This window comes from Bacillus cereus group sp. MYBK195-1, assembly GCF_051916605.1.
Lineage (GTDB): Bacteria > Bacillota > Bacilli > Bacillales > Bacillaceae_G > Bacillus_A > Bacillus_A cereus.
On record NZ_JBQAGZ010000018.1, the window covers coordinates 1 to 14,847 of the forward strand.

Sequence of the window (14,847 nt, forward strand, 5' to 3'; positions counted from 1 at the left end):
GGCAGAGAGGTCACACCCGTTCCCATACCGAACACGGAAGTTAAGCTCTCTAGCGCCGATGGTAGTTGGGACCTTGTCCCTGTGAGAGTAGGACGTCGCCAAGCAACTAAAAACACAAGTCATTTGACTTGTGTTTTTTTATTTCCCATGAAATAGATTTGGTTCCATTAATAAAAAATTTGAAATATAGTAAGGGATTTTTTGAGCAGAAATACTTAGAAATTGATAAATAAATGGATAATCTTCAGAACCATAACTGCCAAGTAAGTCATACCACCAATCTGTTTCATACCTAGAAATCATGCTTAAATTATAGAGCAATAAATAATGAATGAGGAGTTCAGGTAATATTGGCTTAGAATTTCTAGGATCAGTCGTAAGTGGCAAATAATAAGTATTAGTAAGATGTTCATAGTATAAAGGAGTACTGTACATAGGATTCCATGATTGAATGGGCGCCGTAAAAAGTAAATTCGATTCATTAGTCTTCTCAGGTACGTGCTGTATTGATAAATGCTTACAAGATGTTTCAATGTAACGAGAAAATCTCTCTTTAGTCATATGTAATCGATCTAGTAGGTTGACTGAAAAGGAGAGCTCATTTTTAATTGTTGAATCGATTTTATATAAAGTTGATTCTTTTTGACTATAACGAAATAAATTTTGTAATTCTGGAATATTTCCCATTAGTTCTAACATGTTAAATTTTTCTGCTTCTAAGTGTTTCATGTGAAACAGTTGTTCTGCAACATGAGTAAACAATCCGTTTTTTTGTATCTTCACCTCATCTTCTAAAAATTGATACCCTTGTTTTTTTCGTTTGCGAGTTGTAACGCCATGAGCTAAAACAGTAGTGGATTCAGGATAGTTAGGGTCAATAGTTAGTAGGCATGCTTTAAAAAGTTGACTAATTCCATAAAATAACAACATTGGTTGGATGGAAAATGGAGCTGTCTTATATAATTCATAATAATTTTTCCCGTGTTCTAAGTAATAAATAAAGGGATAACAATTTTCAAAACTTTTTTTTTCGGCATCCTGAATAGAGGATTTTTCGTAACAACGGGCAAGATAACGTTGTACGTTTTGAGATGAAAAAAAGAAACTTAACTGCTGCCAAGTACAAGATGTTTGATGCATATATTACGCTCCTTTTATTATCTAAAAATTCTAACATATATATACGTCCTTGACAGTATTTTAACCAATTGATAAGCTACTAATAATAATTTCTGGTATCATAGGGGGAACAATTATGTGGGAATCTAAATTTGTTAAAGAAGGTTTGACTTTTGATGATGTATTACTTGTACCAGCTAGGTCAGATATATTACCAAGAGAAGTAAGTGTTAAAACAGTTTTATCTGAAAGCTTACAGCTAAACATCCCGTTAATTAGTGCAGGAATGGATACAGTAACAGAAGCTGACATGGCTATTGCAATGGCTCGCCAGGGTGGTTTAGGAATTATTCATAAGAATATGTCTATTGAGCAACAAGCAGAGCAAGTTGATAAAGTAAAGCGCTCTGAAAGCGGCGTTATTTCAGATCCTTTCTTCTTAACTCCAGAACATCAAGTATATGATGCAGAACATCTTATGGGAAAATATCGTATCTCAGGTGTACCGGTTGTAAATAATTTAGATGAGCGAAAATTAGTTGGTATTATTACAAACCGTGATATGCGCTTCATCCAAGACTACTCAATCAAAATTTCTGACGTAATGACAAAAGAACAATTAATTACAGCTCCAGTTGGTACTACACTGGAAGAAGCTGAAAAGATCCTACAAAAGTATAAAATTGAAAAACTCCCTCTTGTTGATAATAACGGTGTATTACAAGGGCTTATTACAATAAAAGATATTGAAAAAGTAATTGAATTCCCAAACTCTGCTAAAGATAAGCAAGGACGCTTATTAGTTGGAGCAGCAGTTGGTGTAACAGCGGATGCTATGCTTCGCATCGATGCATTAGTAAAAGCTAGTGTAGATGCAATTGTACTTGATACAGCACATGGGCATTCTAAAGGTGTTATTGATAAGGTAAAAGAAGTTCGTGCTAAATATCCATCACTAAATATTATCGCTGGAAATGTTGCTACTGCTGAAGCAACGAAAGCACTAATTGAAGCTGGTGCAAACGTAGTTAAAGTTGGTATTGGACCAGGTTCTATTTGTACAACACGCGTTGTAGCCGGTGTTGGTGTACCACAATTAACTGCGGTTTATGATTGTGCAACAGAAGCTCGTAAACACGGTATTCCAGTTATTGCTGATGGCGGTATTAAGTACTCTGGTGATATGGTGAAAGCTTTAGCGGCAGGAGCACATGTTGTTATGCTAGGTAGCATGTTTGCAGGTGTTGCAGAAAGCCCTGGAGAAACTGAAATTTACCAAGGTCGTCAATTTAAAGTGTATCGTGGTATGGGTTCTGTCGGTGCAATGGAAAAAGGAAGTAAAGATCGTTACTTCCAAGAAGGTAATAAAAAACTTGTCCCAGAAGGTATTGAAGGACGAGTACCATATAAAGGACCTTTAGCAGATACAGTTCACCAATTAGTTGGTGGCTTACGTGCAGGTATGGGATATTGCGGAGCACAGGATTTAGAATTCTTACGCGAAAATGCACAATTCATTCGTATGTCAGGTGCTGGCTTACGTGAAAGTCATCCTCATCACGTACAAATTACAAAAGAGGCTCCAAACTACTCATTATAATGTCTTATATACAAATAGACAGAGATTTGATATCTCTGTCTATTTTTTTTTGATTATGTTAGAATAACGGTTATGTGAGTACATAGATATTGGGGGTAGCAAAAGTGAAAGGTATGTTTTGCAAAAGATTCATTGCTTTGGTAACAGTGCTTACACTAGCTTGTAGCATTTTTATGCCATATAGCAATGCATCAGCTGAAACAGGAGCCGCTTTAAACATTGAAGCAGGTGCGGCAATTTTAGTAGAAGCGAATTCTGGGAAAATTTTATATCAAAAGAATGCAGATGAATTATTATCCATTGCTAGTATGACAAAGATGATGAGTGAATATTTAGTTCACGAAGCAGTGGATAAAGGAAAACTTAAGTGGGACCAGAAAATTAAGGTTTCTGAATATGCATATAAGGTTTCACAAGATGCTTCATTATCAAATGTTGCATTAGAAAATGGTGGCTCTTATACAGTAAAAGAGTTATACGAGGCAATGGCAATCTTTTCTGCAAATGGTGCAACAATTGCATTAGCAGAAGCAATTGCAGGTAAAGAAGTAGACTTCGTAAAAATGATGAATGATAAATCGAAAGAACTAGGGTTGAAAAATTATAAATTTGTCAATTCTACAGGTTTAACGAATAAAGATTTAAAGGGAATGCATCCTGAAGGAACAACAGCGGATGAAGAAAATAAAATGTCTGCAAAGGATGTTGCAACTTTAGCACAACATTTAATTAAAGATTATCCAAAAGTGTTAGATACAGCAAAAATCCCTAAAAAAGAATTCCGTCCAGAAAAAGAGAAGTTTGCAATGTCGAACTGGAACTGGATGTTAAAGGGCTTAGTTAAAGAATATGATGGCGTAGACGGCCTAAAAACAGGCTCAACTCCAGAAGCAGGAGATTGCTTCACTGGTACGGTTGAAAGAAACGGAATGCGTTTTATTTCTGTAGTTATTAAAACAAGTTCTCATACAGCACGTTTTGATGAAACAAAGAAGCTATATGATTATGGGTTTGCTAACTTTGAAGTAAAACAAATGTATAAAAAAGGTTCTTCAGTAAAAGGACAAGAAACAGTACGAGTAGAAAATGCGAAAGATAAAGATGTAGCAGTTCAAACGAAACAAGCTATTTCACTTCCAGTGCCAAAAGGAAGTAAAGATGTTTATAAAACGGAATTAAAAGAATCAAGTAAGGGACAAGAAGCACCTATTAAAAAGGGGGCTGCGCTTGGTCAAATGGTAATTACGCCAAAAGATACAAACGACCCTGGATTTTTAACTGGTAAGTCACTGCAAGTTGATCTTGTAACAACATCTGAAGTAGAAGAAGCAAACTGGTTTACTCGTGCTATGCGCGGAATTGGTTCATTCTTTAGTGGCATGTGGAATAGTGCTGTTGATACAGTAAAAGGTTGGTTTTAAAAGCTCCTCATGATAGGAGCTTTTTTTTATTCCTATTTTTCATACCGACTTTATGAAAAAGTAGTAGACAAGCATCTGATAGTTAGTGGTAGAATGTAAGAGTATTCTTAATTTTCGCCTTTAACGGGGGAAAGCAATTCACCTAGGGGGGTTTTTGTACATGACAAATGTAACAGGGACAGAACGTGTAAAACGTGGAATGGCAGAAATGCAAAAAGGCGGCGTTATTATGGACGTAGTTAACGCTGAACAAGCAAAAATTGCAGAAGAGGCAGGCGCAGTTGCCGTTATGGCATTAGAGCGTGTACCGGCAGATATTCGTGCAGCAGGTGGCGTTTCTCGTATGGCAGACCCAACAATTGTTGAAGAAGTTATGGGTGCGGTGTCAATTCCGGTTATGGCAAAATGCCGTATCGGTCACCTTGTAGAAGCACGTGTATTAGAATCATTAGGGGTAGACTATATCGATGAGAGTGAAGTATTAACTCCTGCTGATGAAGTATACCATTTAAATAAACGTGATTACACAGTTCCATTTGTATGTGGTTGCCGTGATATCGGAGAAGCTGCACGTCGTATTGCAGAAGGTGCATCTATGCTTCGTACAAAAGGTGAACCGGGAACAGGAAACATTGTAGAGGCAGTGCGTCATATGCGCCAAGTCAATGCAGAAATCCGTCAAGTTGCGAGTCTACGTGAAGATGAGTTAATGACATATGCAAAAAATACTGGCGCTCCTTACGAAGTATTACTTGAAATTAAACGTCTTGGTCGCTTACCAGTTGTAAACTTTGCGGCAGGTGGTGTAGCAACACCAGCAGATGCAGCGTTAATGATGCAACTTGGTGCTGATGGGGTATTTGTTGGATCTGGTATCTTCAAATCAGAAAACCCAGAGAAATTTGCACGTGCAATCGTTGAAGCAACGACTCATTATGAAGATTACGAACTAATTGCAAGCCTTTCTAAAGGATTAGGTAATGCAATGAAGGGTGTCGAAATTTCAACGTTATTACCAGAACAACGCATGCAAGAGCGTGGATGGTAATTAAAGGAGAACTTTAAAATGGTGAAAATAGGTGTACTAGGTCTTCAAGGTGCAGTTCGTGAGCATATAAAATCAGTTGAAGCAAGTGGTGCAGAAGCTGTTGTTGTAAAGCGTATAGAGCAACTTGAAGAGATTGATGGTCTTATTTTACCAGGCGGTGAAAGTACAACAATGCGCCGCCTTATTGATAAGTATGCTTTCATGGAACCACTTCGTACATTTGCAAAGTCTGGTAAACCAATGTTTGGTACATGTGCAGGGATGATTCTTCTTGCAAAAACACTTATTGGCTATGAAGAAGCACATATTGGTGCTATGGATATTACAGTTGAGCGCAATGCGTTCGGACGCCAAAAGGATAGTTTTGAAGCTGCGCTTTCAATTGAAGGCGTGGGTGAAGACTTCATTGGTGTATTTATCCGTGCGCCGTATGTTGTAGAAGTAGCTGATAATGTTGAAGTGCTTTCTAAGCATGGTGACCGAATGGTAGCGGTAAGACAAGATCAGTTTTTAGCCGCTTCATTCCATCCGGAATTAACAGATGATCATCGTGTGACAGCATACTTTGTTGAAATGGTAAAAGAAGCGAAAATGAAAAAAGTTGTATAAGTAACTTGCAACTTGTATAAGATTATAGTAAATTGATGGTAACAATTTTATAAAATAAGCGTGTTGATAGGAAATAGTAACAAATGTCGTTTCTTATAGAGAGTCGATGGTTGGTGGAAATCGATAGAAACAGTTTGTGAATCCATCCTGGAATGGAATGTGGAATATCTTTTGGATTAGTAAGCATTCCCGGTGAAGAGCCGTTATTTCTACTTGAGAGGAAAGCGGTAATGCTTTCAACTAGGGTGGCAACGCGGGTTAACTCCCGTCCCTTTATATAGGGACGGGAGTTTTTTGTGTTTTATAAAATAAAAGGAGGAGTATATAATGCTTGATATTAAATTTTTACGTACAAACTTTGAAGAAGTAAAAGCGAAATTACAGCATAGAGGCGAAGATTTAACTGATTTCGGACGTTTTGAAGAACTTGATACGAGAAGAAGAGAACTACTTGTTCAGACAGAAGAATTAAAAAGTAAACGTAACGAAGTATCTCAACAAATTTCTGTATTAAAGCGCGAAAAGAAAGATGCAGAAGCTCTAATTTTAGAAATGCGTGAGGTTGGAGAAAAAGTAAAGGATCTTGATAACGAACTTCGTACAGTTGAAGAAGACTTAGAAAGATTAATGTTATCTATTCCAAATATCCCTCATGAATCTGCTCCAGTTGGTGAAACAGAGGATGATAATGTAGTAGCACGTACTTGGGGAGAAGTGAAAGAATTTACTTTTGAGCCAAAACCACATTGGGATCTTGCTACTGATTTAGGAATTTTAGATTTTGAACGCGCTGGGAAAGTAACAGGAAGCCGCTTCGTATTTTACAAAGGTGCTGGTGCAAGATTAGAGCGTGCTTTAATTAGCTTTATGCTTGATCTTCATACTGATGAGCATGGATATGAAGAAGTATTACCTCCATATATGGTAAACCGTGCAAGTATGACAGGAACAGGACAACTTCCAAAGTTTGAAGAAGATGCATTCCGTATTGAAAGTGAAGATTACTTCTTAATTCCAACGGCTGAAGTCCCTGTAACGAATATGCATCGTGATGAGATTTTAAATAAAGAGCAATTGCCTATAAGATATGCTGCATTTAGCTCTTGCTTCCGTTCTGAAGCAGGTTCAGCTGGTCGTGATACACGTGGTTTAATTCGCCAGCATCAGTTCAATAAAGTAGAGCTTGTGAAGTTCGTAAAACCAGAAGATTCTTATGAAGAGTTAGAAAAATTAACAAATGATGCGGAACGCGTGTTACAATTATTAGAGTTGCCATATCGCGTTATGAGCATGTGCACAGGCGATTTAGGATTTACAGCAGCGAAGAAATACGATATTGAAGTATGGATTCCAAGCTATGGCACATATCGTGAAATTTCTTCTTGTAGTAATTTTGAAGCTTTCCAAGCGAGACGTGCAAATATCCGTTTCCGTCGTGAGCCAAATGGAAAACCAGAACATGTTCATACATTAAATGGATCTGGTCTTGCAATTGGACGTACGGTTGCAGCTATTTTAGAGAACTACCAACAAGAAGATGGTACAATTATAATTCCAGAAGTTCTTCGCCCTTATATGGGAGGAAAAACAGTTATTAAGTAAATTTAAACATTCATCGGTATGAGTGATTGGTAATTATGAGCGTTGTCAGTACTGTAATGTAGGAAGGGGAAAGTAAAATTTTCCTTTCCTCATAATTTATTTTAGTAGGGTTGACTAACTGTTTTTCTTTTGATATTATATTTGATGTCAATATGGAGGTATACCCAAGTCTGGCTGAAGGGATCGGTCTTGAAAACCGACAGGCGGCGAGAGTCGCGCGGGGGTTCGAATCCCTCTACCTCCTCCAGATATAATTGACAACAGCGCATATAAGTGGAGATTGGAGAACTCGTTACCAACACGTAACGAGTTTTTATTTTAAAACCAATCATAAAGTATGGTGTAAGGTAATTTTGTCCTTATTACACACTCATATTCCGATGATTATCTTCATAGATATGAAAGGAGTCAACATGGATCTTATTATACAAACGTTTCCTTTAGATGGAAAAACTTTATATTATGTACAATGTCCTGTCTGTAAGAACAATAGAATTTTAAACAGTGGTGCAAACGTATCACGCATTATTAGTGATGATACATTCCGTAAACTTTGTGGTTGTACTTGTGATGTAAAACAAGCTACGAGTAAAGTAGAGGCGCCAAAACAAGTTAAAAAAGCAGCTGTAAAGAAAGAAGCAGCTCCAAAACGTACAGGTAAAGTATTAACGGCAGTAATTAACGGGAAAGAAATGACTGTTAAAGAGATTGCTGAAGCATACGATATTAGTACAAGTACTGTTCGTCAGCGCATTAACGCAGGAAAACCTGAGAGTGAAATTATTGCTCCAACAAAGAAGAAGTAATTTAATAGGAAAACCCGTGCATATGCACGGGTTTTTTATTTTACAAGTTTACGTGTTTGTTTTAAAAAATGGCCAATTTTTTTAATGATTGGTTCGATTGAATCACCATCTTTTAAAATATCGTACTCATTAATATTTAAGCGTAATACAGGGCATGAATTAAAGTTGTTAATCCAGTTTTCATAACGTCCATGCATTTCTTTCCAGTACTCAATTGGTGTTTGCTGTTCCATTGGGCGCCCGCGTTCTTGAATACGATCGACAATATCATCGAAAGAACCTTCTAAGTAAATTAATAAGTCTGGATGAGGGAAGTAAGGAGTCATGACCATAGCGTCAAATAAACCTTTGTATGTTTCATAATCAGTTTCCGTCATTGTTCCTTTTTCATGATGCATCTTTGCGAAAATTCCAGTGTCTTCGTAAATGGAACGATCTTGAACAAAACCGCCACCATATTCAAAAATTCTTTTTTGTTCCTTAAATCGTTCTGCTAAAAAGTACACTTGTAGGTGGAAGCTCCAGCGAGTGAAGTCCGCATAGAACTTGTCCAAGTATGGATTGGAATCTACTTTTTCAAATGATGTGCGATAACCTAAAGCATTAGCTAATGCAGTTGTCATAGTTGATTTACCCACACCTACCGTTCCGGCGATAGTGATTACTGCGTCATTAGGTATATCATATTTTTGCCTTAAATTCATTATTATTTCGACTCCTTTAAGAGAGTATTTTGAAGGGCAGATAGGATGACGTTTAAATCATCAGGATTTTTTACAAAATCCATATCGTCTCCATTAAATTTCAATACTGGTATTTCCGGATGATCTTTTTTAAAAGCATCCATTGCTGTTTCATAATCTTTTGTGAGCTGTAGTAAGTAATTTGGATTCATGTTTTTTTCAAATTCTCTTCCGCGCATGGCGATTCGTTTTTGCAATGTTTCTAGGCTAGCTGTTAAATAAACAATGACATTTGGCACAGGCATATCTTGTGTAAGGATACGATAAATTTGCATGTATTTGTCATATTGAGAGTCTTTTAATGTGCGGGATGCAAAAATTAAATTTTTAAAGATATGGTAATCCGCTACTACTGGTTTCCTTTGATTCAAATACTTTATGTTAATGTCTTCTAATTGTTTGTATCTATTACAAAGAAAGAACATCTCTGTTTGAAAACTCCATTCGTCGATGTCTTCATAGAACTTTCCTAAAAAGGGATTTTCATCAACAATCTCTTTTAGTAAGTGGAGTTGCATGTGAGTTGAAATTTCCTTCGCAAGTGAAGTTTTTCCAACACCAATTGGTCCTTCAACCGTGATAAATGGTACTCCGGTCACGCTGTTTCCTCCTTTCAATCAGTGATTTACCGTGACTACTAAAAACACAAAACAGAATTATTGTAGCACAAGAGGGAAGCGAGCGGGTTAATTTGATATAAAAAGTTAGAAAATAGATATATGTATTAATTAAATTTTATTTTGGTTGATGATGTTATAGTTGCTTTCAATGTAGTTTCCATTATTTTTAAAGCATGTATATTATCTTGGTCGTTGTTAGAGGCGATACAATCCTGTGGTACATACAATGTATAATTTCTCATATGAGCATCATTAGCTGTAAATAGGATACATATATTTCCGGCAACCCCTGTTAATATTAGATTTTCTATTTTTAAATAACCTAGTAATGAATTTAAAGGTGTTTCATAAAAAGCGGAATAATGTGGTTTAATAAAAATGTAATCATCAGAACTTGGAGCAATCTTATGGATTATGTTTTCGCTATATTCATTTGTACAATGAGTAATAAGTTGGTCGATATCAGATCTCCAAAGTTGATAATGGTCATTAACGTAAATTATAGGACAGCCGAAGGATTTCATTTTTTTCTTTAATTGTAAAATAGGGTTTGTTATAATTTCACATTTTTTAGCTAGAATGGGTCCGTGGGAAAATTGAAAGTCATTAATCATATCGATAATGAGCAAGGCGGTATTTTTCATATGTAATCCCCTCTCTTTTTTCTTTTAGGGTGGATTGAATTTGTAAAAGTTATCCCCTGTGTAGTAAATGGAAATAAGTGTACTTTATTTGTAATGAAAGGACTATGTTATGGAACAAGATCAAGATATTTATTTTATGCAATTAGCGATAGAAGAAGCTAAAAAGGCAGAGGAAATACAGGAAGTACCAATTGGAGCAGTTATAGTGTTAGATGGTGAGGTAATTAGTGTTGCCCATAATTTAAGGGAAACTGAGCAGAGATCAATAGCTCATGCTGAGTTGCTAGCGATAGATGAGGCATGTAAAAAATTAGGGACATGGCGTTTAGAAGATGCAACATTGTATGTAACATTAGAACCTTGTCCAATGTGTGCGGGTGGAATTGTTTTATCACGAGTGAAGCGAGTTGTATATGGTGCAAGTGATCCTAAGGGCGGATGTGCAGGGACATTGATGAATCTTTTAACGGATGAACGCTTCAATCATCAATGTGAAGTAGTATCTGGTGTACTAGAGGAAGAATGCGGTACGTTGTTAACAAGCTTTTTTAGAGAACTTCGTAAAAAAAGAAAAGCAATAAAAAAATTAGAGAAGAATATTGGGAACTAACGTATTTGCATTTTATAAAGAAACAAGTTATACTGATAATGCCTTTAATGAAGGCAACCGAATATTGGTTTTAACTTTGCCGTGCTAAGCGGGGAGGTAGCGGTGCCCTATACTCGCAATCCGCTCTAGCGAGGCCGAATCCCCTCTCGAGGTTATGTTGCTGTAAGGTCTGCCTTAAGTAAGTGGTGTTGACGTTTGGGTCCTGCGCAACGGGACCCCGTGAACCTTGTCAGGTCCGGAAGGAAGCAGCAATAAGCGGGTCTTCTCGTGTGCCGCAGGAGTGCCTGAACCGAGCTAACTGCTTGAGTAACGCTTATGGTACGTAATCGACGGAGGGTGCACGGCAGTTATATATGTATACAAAACTCACCTTAATACAAAGGTGAGTTTTTTGTATAGAAAATAACTTTTGGAATCTATAAACAGAATGGGTTATAATAAATGAGATAATAACCTTTGAGGGAGGCCGTATTTTCGTGTCATACCAAGCGTTATACCGAACATGGAGACCGCAAAAGTTCGAAGATGTAGTCGGTCAAAAGCACGTAACAAAAACGTTGCAAAATGCCCTTCTTCAAGAGAAAGTTTCACATGCTTATTTATTTTCTGGCCCGAGGGGAACGGGAAAAACGACAATTGCAAAAGTATTTGCAAAAGCAATTAACTGTGAACATGCTCCGGTAGCTGAACCTTGTAATGAATGTCCTTCTTGTTTAGGAATTACACAAGGATCCATTTCAGATGTATTAGAAATTGATGCGGCTTCAAATAACGGTGTAGATGAAATTCGAGATATTAGAGATAAAGTAAAATATGCTCCAAGTGCTGTAGAATATAAAGTATACATTATTGATGAAGTTCACATGCTTTCTATGGGTGCATTCAATGCGCTTTTAAAAACCTTAGAAGAGCCGCCAGGACATGTTATCTTTATTTTGGCGACAACAGAACCTCATAAGATCCCGCCTACAATTATTTCACGTTGTCAGCGTTTTGAATTCCGAAAAATATCAGTGAATGATATTGTTGAGAGATTATCAACGGTCGTGACAAATGAAGGTACGCAAGTGGAAGATGAGGCATTACAAATTGTTGCGCGTGCTGCTGAAGGTGGTATGCGTGACGCACTTAGTCTTATTGATCAGGCTATATCTTATAGTGATGAGACCGTTACGACAGAAGATGTATTGGCCGTAACAGGATCTGTTTCTCAGCAATACTTAGGCAATTTAGTAGAATGCATACGTGAAAATGATGTATCAAGAGCATTGCAAATCATAGATGAAATGATGAGTAAAGGGAAGGATCCAGTTCGTTTTATGGAGGATTTCATTTACTATTATCGTGATATGCTTTTATATCAAACTTCACCGCAACTAGAACATATGTTGGAACGAGTAATTGTAGATGATCAATTCCGTAAGTTGAGTGAAGAAATGCAACCGGAAGTGATCTATGAGATTATTCATACCCTTAGTAAGGGACAACAGGAAATGAAGTGGACAAATCATCCGCGTATTTTCTTAGAAGTTGTTATGGTGCAATTGTGTCAACAGTTTATGATGCAAGCAAATGGTACAGATCGTTTGCAAGCAATTATGAACAGGATGCAGCAACTGGAGAAAGAGTTAGAGCAAGTTAAAAAGAACGGTGTGCCAGCTGGTGTACAACAGGAAGTAAGAGAGACACGTGCAACACCAAAGCCGGTAAGAACAGGAAGTATGAAGATTCCTGTCGGACGTGTAAATGAAGTATTAAAACAAGCGAAGCGTCAAGATTTAGAACAATTAAAAGCTGTATGGGGTGAGTTGTTAGGAAGACTCAAATCATATAACAAAGTAGCGTTTGCTGTTTTACTAGAAAATAGCGAACCAGTGGCAGCTTCAGATGACACTTACGTTTTAGCATTTCAATATGAGATTCATTGTAAGATGGCGAGCGAAAATCGAGAAGCTATGGATACAGTAGAACAAGCTTTATTTGAATTGCTAAGTAAAAGGTTAAATATGATTGCCATTCCAAAAAGTGAATGGGGTAAAATCCGTGAAGACTTTTTACAACGTGAAGGTGGAGAGTCTGAAGAAAGCCCAGAGAAAAGGGAAGACCCTCTTATAGAAGAGGCAGTGAAATTAGTAGGGCAAGAACTCATTGAAATAAAAGAGTAATAATAATTAGGAGGAATTAATTATGATGCGTGGCGGAATGGGAAATATGAATAACATGATGAAACAAATGCAAAAGATGCAAAAGGACATGGCGAAAGCACAAGAAGAGCTTGGTGAAAAAACAGTTGAAGGTACAGCTGGCGGCGGAATGATTACAGTTATCGCAAATGGTCACAAGCAAATTCTTGAAGTGAAGATTAAAGAAGAAGTTGTAGATCCAGAAGATATCGAAATGTTACAAGACTTAGTGTTAGCTGCAACAAATGATGCACTTAAAAAGGCTGATGAGCTTTCAAACTCTACAATGGGTAAATTTACAAAAGGCTTAAACTTACCAGGTGGAATGTTCTAGGAGGATATTGATACATGCATTATCCAGAACCAATATCAAAACTAATCGATAGTTTTATGAAGTTGCCAGGTATCGGACCGAAAACAGCGGTTCGATTGGCATTTTTCGTATTAGATATGAAAGAAGATGACGTGTTAGGTTTCGCGAAAGCACTTGTAAATGCGAAGCGAGATTTAGCGTACTGTTCTGTATGCGGACATATTACTGATCGTGATCCTTGTTATATTTGTAATGATTCACATCGAGATCAATCAGTTGTTTGTGTCGTGCAAGAACCGAAAGATGTAATCGCGATGGAAAAAATGAAAGAGTATCAAGGTGTATATCATGTGTTACGTGGTGCGATTTCTCCTATGGAGGGAATTGGACCGGAAGACATTAATATCCCGCAACTCTTAAAGCGACTACATGATGAAACGGTACAAGAAGTGATATTAGCAACAAACCCTAATATTGAAGGGGAAGCTACAGCGATGTATATCTCCCGCCTCTTAAAACCTACAGGCATTAAAGTAACTCGTATTGCACATGGTCTGCCAGTTGGTGGAGATTTAGAATATGCAGATGAAGTGACACTATCCAAAGCGTTAGAAGGTCGCAGAGAAGTATAAGAGGAGAAACAAAAATGTTCTTTCAAAAAAAGGGTAAATTGCGTAAAGAGTATGACGATAAGTTAATTGTACTTTTGGAAAAAGTGAAGAATGAGTGGTTACGTCAGAAGAGAATGGTCGAACAAAGTGTAGAACCGTCTCAAGATGTCATTTGTTCTTTGAAAATAGCAGAGGCGAAATATTTCTTTTTGTTGAAAGAAGCAAAGCGTCGTCCTGTAAAAATGGAACAATGGTAAAGGGTTCTGCTTTCTAAGCAGGCCTTTTTATTTTATTTGTTAAATGCTGAGGTATTGTTTTATTTAGTTTATATAAAAGAGATGTCGCTTATGATAACTGTTCTTTTTTATTGTCTTGTCCCATACAAATAGATGTATAGGTCATTCATAAGGAGGAAAAAATGAATTCTACAATTATTATTGTTGGCATTCTTACTTTAGTATTTATTTTTCTTGTTTTTGGTGTTGCCTCTAAGCCATTACGTTTTATAGGTAAGGTGATTTTTCATATTACTTTAGGGATAGCATTGCTTTTTATCGTAAATGTTGTAGGGACATATTTTGATTTTCATATCCCGATTAACATGGGTACAGCAGCAATAACGAGTTTATTAGGCCTACCGGGTGTAGCAGCATTAGTGATTATTAAGCTTTATATCATGCCAAGATAAAATTATTTTGGCATTTTTTTAAAAAAGTGTTGACTATTAAATTATTAATGTGGTAAATTAATAAGCGTCGTCAGCAACGAAAGAAAAAAGCTGTTGACAAATTTAACGAGAAATGTTAAATTATAAAAGTCGCTGAAACGCGATATTGAACTTTGAAAACTAAACGAAACAAACAACGTGAAACGTCAATTTTTATTTTAGATGCTAGACAAACTAACTTTATTGGAGAG

16 protein-coding genes, 1 tRNA gene, 1 rRNA gene, 1 other RNA gene and 1 other annotated feature are annotated in these 14,847 nt (G+C 36.8%); of the genes, 15 read left to right on the plus strand and 4 right to left on the minus strand.

Annotated elements, in window-relative coordinates; all coding sequences use genetic code 11:
- Positions 1 to 104, plus strand: a 5S ribosomal RNA gene (rrf, locus tag ACTFRY_RS29440); the annotation flags it as partial.
- Positions 105 to 138: 34 nt separating this feature from the next.
- On the opposite strand, the gene ACTFRY_RS29445 is transcribed toward rrf, so the two are convergent.
- Positions 139 to 1,140 (minus strand): YaaC family protein, encoded by a 1,002-nt coding sequence (locus ACTFRY_RS29445; protein WP_098617288.1) that lies wholly within the window; start codon positions 1,138 to 1,140, stop codon positions 139 to 141.
- A gap of 115 nt (positions 1,141 to 1,255) precedes the next feature.
- Here ACTFRY_RS29445 and guaB point away from each other — a divergent pair, with 115 nt between their 5' ends.
- The 7 genes from guaB (at position 1,256) to ACTFRY_RS29480 (ending at position 8,205) form a co-directional block, all read left to right on the plus strand.
- Positions 1,256 to 2,719 (plus strand): IMP dehydrogenase, encoded by a 1,464-nt coding sequence (gene guaB / locus ACTFRY_RS29450; RefSeq protein WP_000264088.1) that lies wholly within the window; start codon positions 1,256 to 1,258, stop codon positions 2,717 to 2,719.
- 113 nt (positions 2,720 to 2,832) lie between these two features.
- On the plus strand, positions 2,833 to 4,140 hold the full coding sequence (dacA, locus tag ACTFRY_RS29455; RefSeq protein WP_125653127.1) for a D-alanyl-D-alanine carboxypeptidase DacA: 1,308 nt from the start codon (positions 2,833 to 2,835) through the stop codon (positions 4,138 to 4,140).
- A 160-nt stretch (positions 4,141 to 4,300) separates the two neighbouring features.
- The gene (gene pdxS, locus ACTFRY_RS29460; protein ID WP_000186165.1) at positions 4,301 to 5,188 is read left to right on the plus strand and encodes a pyridoxal 5'-phosphate synthase lyase subunit PdxS; all 888 of its coding nucleotides are present in this window, start codon (positions 4,301 to 4,303) and stop codon (positions 5,186 to 5,188) included.
- A gap of 18 nt (positions 5,189 to 5,206) precedes the next feature.
- Complete coding sequence (gene pdxT / locus ACTFRY_RS29465; RefSeq protein WP_000238771.1) at positions 5,207 to 5,797, plus strand: pyridoxal 5'-phosphate synthase glutaminase subunit PdxT; 591 nt, start codon at positions 5,207 to 5,209, stop codon at positions 5,795 to 5,797.
- 54 nt (positions 5,798 to 5,851) lie between these two features.
- Positions 5,852 to 6,073 (plus strand) — a binding site (T-box leader).
- A 51-nt stretch (positions 6,074 to 6,124) separates the two neighbouring features.
- The gene (serS, locus tag ACTFRY_RS29470; RefSeq protein ID WP_000884186.1) at positions 6,125 to 7,399 is read left to right on the plus strand and encodes a serine--tRNA ligase; all 1,275 of its coding nucleotides are present in this window, start codon (positions 6,125 to 6,127) and stop codon (positions 7,397 to 7,399) included.
- Positions 7,400 to 7,553: 154 nt separating this feature from the next.
- Positions 7,554 to 7,646, plus strand: a tRNA-Ser gene (locus tag ACTFRY_RS29475).
- A 166-nt stretch (positions 7,647 to 7,812) separates the two neighbouring features.
- On the plus strand, positions 7,813 to 8,205 hold the full coding sequence (locus ACTFRY_RS29480; protein ID WP_136986348.1) for a DUF3797 domain-containing protein: 393 nt from the start codon (positions 7,813 to 7,815) through the stop codon (positions 8,203 to 8,205).
- 35 nt (positions 8,206 to 8,240) lie between these two features.
- On the opposite strand, the gene ACTFRY_RS29485 is transcribed toward ACTFRY_RS29480, so the two are convergent.
- From ACTFRY_RS29485 to ACTFRY_RS29495, 3 genes are all read right to left on the minus strand, one after another.
- Positions 8,241 to 8,909: a deoxynucleoside kinase gene (locus ACTFRY_RS29485; protein ID WP_001053585.1), complete on the minus strand. Its 669-nt coding sequence runs from the start codon at positions 8,907 to 8,909 to the stop codon at positions 8,241 to 8,243.
- 2 nt (positions 8,910 to 8,911) lie between these two features.
- On the minus strand, positions 8,912 to 9,547 hold the full coding sequence (locus ACTFRY_RS29490) for a deoxynucleoside kinase (RefSeq protein WP_098617287.1): 636 nt from the start codon (positions 9,545 to 9,547) through the stop codon (positions 8,912 to 8,914).
- 125 nt (positions 9,548 to 9,672) lie between these two features.
- Positions 9,673 to 10,212 carry an isochorismatase family cysteine hydrolase gene (locus ACTFRY_RS29495; protein ID WP_098617286.1) on the minus strand — a complete coding sequence of 180 codons (540 nt, stop codon included), beginning with the start codon at positions 10,210 to 10,212 and terminating at the stop codon, positions 9,673 to 9,675.
- A 109-nt stretch (positions 10,213 to 10,321) separates the two neighbouring features.
- Between ACTFRY_RS29495 and tadA the strand changes: the two genes are divergently transcribed.
- From tadA to ACTFRY_RS29530, 7 genes are all read left to right on the plus strand, one after another.
- Positions 10,322 to 10,822: a tRNA adenosine(34) deaminase TadA gene (gene tadA / locus ACTFRY_RS29500; protein ID WP_000434331.1), complete on the plus strand. Its 501-nt coding sequence runs from the start codon at positions 10,322 to 10,324 to the stop codon at positions 10,820 to 10,822.
- Between the two features lie 79 nt (positions 10,823 to 10,901).
- Positions 10,902 to 11,166, plus strand: an RNA gene (gene ffs, locus ACTFRY_RS29505) — signal recognition particle sRNA large type.
- A 132-nt stretch (positions 11,167 to 11,298) separates the two neighbouring features.
- Complete coding sequence (gene dnaX, locus ACTFRY_RS29510; protein ID WP_000121577.1) at positions 11,299 to 12,987, plus strand: DNA polymerase III subunit gamma/tau; 1,689 nt, start codon at positions 11,299 to 11,301, stop codon at positions 12,985 to 12,987.
- Between the two features lie 25 nt (positions 12,988 to 13,012).
- Positions 13,013 to 13,339, plus strand: coding sequence for a YbaB/EbfC family nucleoid-associated protein (locus ACTFRY_RS29515; RefSeq protein WP_014894853.1), 327 nt, complete (start codon positions 13,013 to 13,015; stop codon positions 13,337 to 13,339).
- Between the two features lie 14 nt (positions 13,340 to 13,353).
- The gene (gene recR / locus ACTFRY_RS29520) at positions 13,354 to 13,950 is read left to right on the plus strand and encodes a recombination protein RecR (RefSeq protein WP_000559169.1); all 597 of its coding nucleotides are present in this window, start codon (positions 13,354 to 13,356) and stop codon (positions 13,948 to 13,950) included.
- Positions 13,951 to 13,964: 14 nt separating this feature from the next.
- A complete protein-coding gene (locus ACTFRY_RS29525; RefSeq protein WP_000466019.1) occupies positions 13,965 to 14,186 on the plus strand; it encodes a YaaL family protein in 222 nt (73 codons plus the stop codon).
- A gap of 161 nt (positions 14,187 to 14,347) precedes the next feature.
- Positions 14,348 to 14,617: a pro-sigmaK processing inhibitor BofA family protein gene (locus ACTFRY_RS29530; protein WP_001089270.1), complete on the plus strand. Its 270-nt coding sequence runs from the start codon at positions 14,348 to 14,350 to the stop codon at positions 14,615 to 14,617.
- Positions 14,618 to 14,847: the final 230 nt, after the last annotated feature.

Excerpts from the sequence above, each read along its gene's own strand:
- ACTFRY_RS29445 (WP_098617288.1), bottom strand. The coding sequence starts at position 1,140 with ATGCATCAAACATCTTGTACTTGGCAGCAGTTAAGTTTCTTTTTTTCA.
- guaB (WP_000264088.1), top strand. The coding sequence starts at position 1,256 with ATGTGGGAATCTAAATTTGTTAAAGAAGGTTTGACTTTTGATGATGTA.
- dacA (WP_125653127.1), top strand. The coding sequence starts at position 2,833 with ATGTTTTGCAAAAGATTCATTGCTTTGGTAACAGTGCTTACACTAGCT.
- pdxS (WP_000186165.1), top strand. The coding sequence starts at position 4,301 with ATGACAAATGTAACAGGGACAGAACGTGTAAAACGTGGAATGGCAGAA.
- pdxT (WP_000238771.1), top strand. The coding sequence starts at position 5,207 with ATGGTGAAAATAGGTGTACTAGGTCTTCAAGGTGCAGTTCGTGAGCAT.
- serS (WP_000884186.1), top strand. The coding sequence starts at position 6,125 with ATGCTTGATATTAAATTTTTACGTACAAACTTTGAAGAAGTAAAAGCG.
- ACTFRY_RS29480 (WP_136986348.1), top strand. The coding sequence starts at position 7,813 with ATGGATCTTATTATACAAACGTTTCCTTTAGATGGAAAAACTTTATAT.
- ACTFRY_RS29485 (WP_001053585.1), bottom strand. The coding sequence starts at position 8,909 with ATGAATTTAAGGCAAAAATATGATATACCTAATGACGCAGTAATCACT.
- ACTFRY_RS29495 (WP_098617286.1), bottom strand. The coding sequence starts at position 10,212 with ATGAAAAATACCGCCTTGCTCATTATCGATATGATTAATGACTTTCAA.
- tadA (WP_000434331.1), top strand. The coding sequence starts at position 10,322 with ATGGAACAAGATCAAGATATTTATTTTATGCAATTAGCGATAGAAGAA.
- ACTFRY_RS29515 (WP_014894853.1), top strand. The coding sequence starts at position 13,013 with ATGCGTGGCGGAATGGGAAATATGAATAACATGATGAAACAAATGCAA.
- recR (WP_000559169.1), top strand. The coding sequence starts at position 13,354 with ATGCATTATCCAGAACCAATATCAAAACTAATCGATAGTTTTATGAAG.
- ACTFRY_RS29525 (WP_000466019.1), top strand. The coding sequence starts at position 13,965 with ATGTTCTTTCAAAAAAAGGGTAAATTGCGTAAAGAGTATGACGATAAG.
- ACTFRY_RS29530 (WP_001089270.1), top strand. The coding sequence starts at position 14,348 with ATGAATTCTACAATTATTATTGTTGGCATTCTTACTTTAGTATTTATT.